We start from the raw sequence: 2,750 nt of genomic DNA, 5'->3' as shown, positions 1-2,750 counted from the left end.
AGGCACATCAAATAAACCCTGACGGGTTTCAAATTTTTCGCTATGCTACCTGATGAGCAGAAGTGGTATACTCATACACAACACCCAAAATATCAAAGACTGTTTTTTTCTCATATCTGTGAGATTTTCGTCCGTTTCGCTGTAGGAGGTTAAACAGACGAAGGAGAATCTTTGATAATTCTTGGGTGTTTTTATGTAATGCTTGATGAAAAAGTAAGAAATAGTCTTTAATTATGTACATCGCTTTATATTCACTTAGCTCTTTCTGTTTCTTACGTAACAGGAGTTCTCTCATTTTAAACATAGTAGAAGAACATAATAGGATACTAATGAGTTGTCCATAAAGATGGCATTCTAATCGMTCTTGTTTAATAGATTTACAACGATGAATTTGAAACCAGGATTTCCATATTTTAAATAACAGCTCAATTTGCCAACGCAGTGAATATAAATCATAGATTTTCTCTTTTGGTACCCATTCCGTAGGAATGTTTGTCATATATACCGTAATTCCTTGTAAAAGTTTCGTACGCTCTGTATATGTAATTCCTTTTTTCTTTTCGCGAATAGCTCGATCACGTAGGCGCTTCTGTTTTTGCTCCTCCGTACATCTGTAAACCACAATGCGAGTAGGTAGTTTGTCTTTGCTCCCTACATATACATCATGTAATTCATACACTTGGCCAGGTTGTAATTGGTTCATGATGTCTTCCAAATGAATTTGTATATATACCGGCCTCAGTTGAGCGGGTTTTGTTTTAAATACGACTGTTTCGAATTCTTTTCTATATATTTTAGTTGGTAACTTAAGACGTGATAAATAATATCCTTGCTTATCTTGAATAGATTTAAAATCTTGTAAACGAAAATATCCTAAGTCACGAATATATAGTTCATTCTTTTGCGCCATACCTGTTCGAGTCGCMCCATAYGCCTGATCACTTCGTTTTCCTGGTTCAATTTTCACATCAGAAAATTCTCCACTCAACAAGTCATACTCTAGTTGAATTTTCACACCAGCTTTATGACTACATCCGCCGGCACCAGGATAAGTAGATTCAAATCGATCCGGCACTTGAAATGTTGTAGAATCAAGGATGAGAATACGCTCAAAGTAGGCAGGAAGAGCATGAGAAATCTTAGATAATCCCCCAATTTTAGCTTGTAGAAGTGTAGTAAATACAGTTCGAAAGAAGGCTACAGAAGCCGAGTTAAATCGYCGATTAAGTCCCTCAGGACTTAATAAAATTCCTGTTGAAGTTTCTAATTGACTACAAAGTTGAGTAAGAGAGGTAGTAGCAATTTGTTGATTTAACCATACACACAAAGATAAAAAATGGTGCCCATGGCACTTACGTTTYCGTTTCATTCCGCCTGCTTCTATAGCTAATTGATTMAGTGTAGCGGGAGACATATAGCGATATAACTCTTCGGCAAATAARGACAACTCTTGTTTTTGATGCATATTCATAAAAAGCACGTCACCCTTTCTYATTAACATAAGAGAATAGTAACGTRCTTTTAACTTCAAGAATAGTCTRAATCCTTAAGTTGATGGATGTGGGGTACCGCCACATCGCCATCAACTTAAGAAATTAATTCTTCCCCAAAACGAAAAAAATGAGCCGAATTCTCATAAATAACTGTAAAAAGGTAAAGTTTTCGTTATGGAGGTGTCTCAAAGTCTTAGCTTGATGGACCTGGGGTAAGACCAACCAGTCTGTCCAAAATCAAAAAGAGTTCATCCACCAAGTGTTTGGACCAATAGTATAAAATACGATTCCGTTAGAAGTCTACTATTCTCCGTGTTATTCTTCATATATTTGCACCAGAACCTTTAAAAATACATATCACAAAACAAAAGTGTAAAATTACATATATATAGACAAAAGTTCTCTTATGGTGTAAAATTACACCATAAGAGAAAGGGAGAGATTGTAGATAAATAAGAATTTATTCAATTAGTAAATAAAAATTTGGAGAGTGATTCAAATGAAGAAAAAAAGTAACCATTATCTTTTTTTAAATAACGTAATAATTGGTATGTTAATATTTAATATATTTATTTTCACATCAATAATGCCATTTTTACCTTGGTTTATGGAAGATGGCGATGGATATATGGGACTATTACTGACATCTTTTGTTTTATTAATGACCTTTTTTAAATCTTATCAGCTTCACAAAAATGGAGAGAGAACTATTTTACAGACTTCTATCCCGCTTGTTTCTGCAATGTTTTCATTCTTCTCTATGTTAACCTTAATTGATTTTATTAATATATTTTGTCTTATAGTCAATGTAGGTATATTAATAATTTGTTTAATATCTTTTGGGAAAAATTCTAATTAAAAAATAAAACCATAGATAAAAAGGTTATTGTTGTTTTGTTTTTTCCCTTGTTTTTGGATGTGAGTGCGATGAGTATAACTGTTATATGGACTTTATACTATTTTCCTACTAGTTTTATACCAATTTTATAAGGGCTTTATACTTATATTTTTAAAAATATATATTACAAAATAAAAATGGAATATTACACCATAAGATAAGGAGAGATATTATGGATAAACAAGAACTTATTCAATTAGTAAATGGAAAATTAAAACTCATCCGTATTGAAAATGATTTATCGCAAGATAAAATGTCTGAAATTATCGGTTTATCAAAAAAAACCTTAGTAGAAATAGAAAAAGGTAGACGTAGTCTCACATGGACAGGTGCAGTGTGTGTTGTCACTCTTGTCACTC

Annotated in this window: 3 protein-coding genes; 2 read left to right on the top strand and 1 reads right to left on the bottom strand. The window is 32.7% G+C overall.

Annotated features, from left to right (window positions below; genetic code table 11):
• Positions 1-40 precede the first annotated feature (40 nt).
• Entirely contained in the window at positions 41-1,471 is a 1,431-nt protein-coding gene (locus tag AC1DTM_RS21940) for an IS4 family transposase (RefSeq protein WP_477000866.1), read from the bottom strand.
• A gap of 521 nt (positions 1,472-1,992) precedes the next feature.
• Here AC1DTM_RS21940 and AC1DTM_RS21935 point away from each other — a divergent pair.
• A complete protein-coding gene (locus AC1DTM_RS21935) occupies positions 1,993-2,352 on the top strand; it encodes a hypothetical protein (RefSeq protein WP_000730433.1) in 360 nt (119 codons plus the stop codon).
• 211 nt (positions 2,353-2,563) lie between these two features.
• Positions 2,564-2,750, top strand: a 187-nt coding sequence (locus AC1DTM_RS21930; protein ID WP_477000865.1) for a helix-turn-helix transcriptional regulator, incomplete at its 3' end; no start/stop codon positions are given.

It is taken from the genome of Bacillus sp. P4_D3 (genome assembly GCF_056401855.1).
Note: the sequence above shows the minus strand (reverse complement) of the source record. Positions and strands in the feature narration are given on the sequence as shown.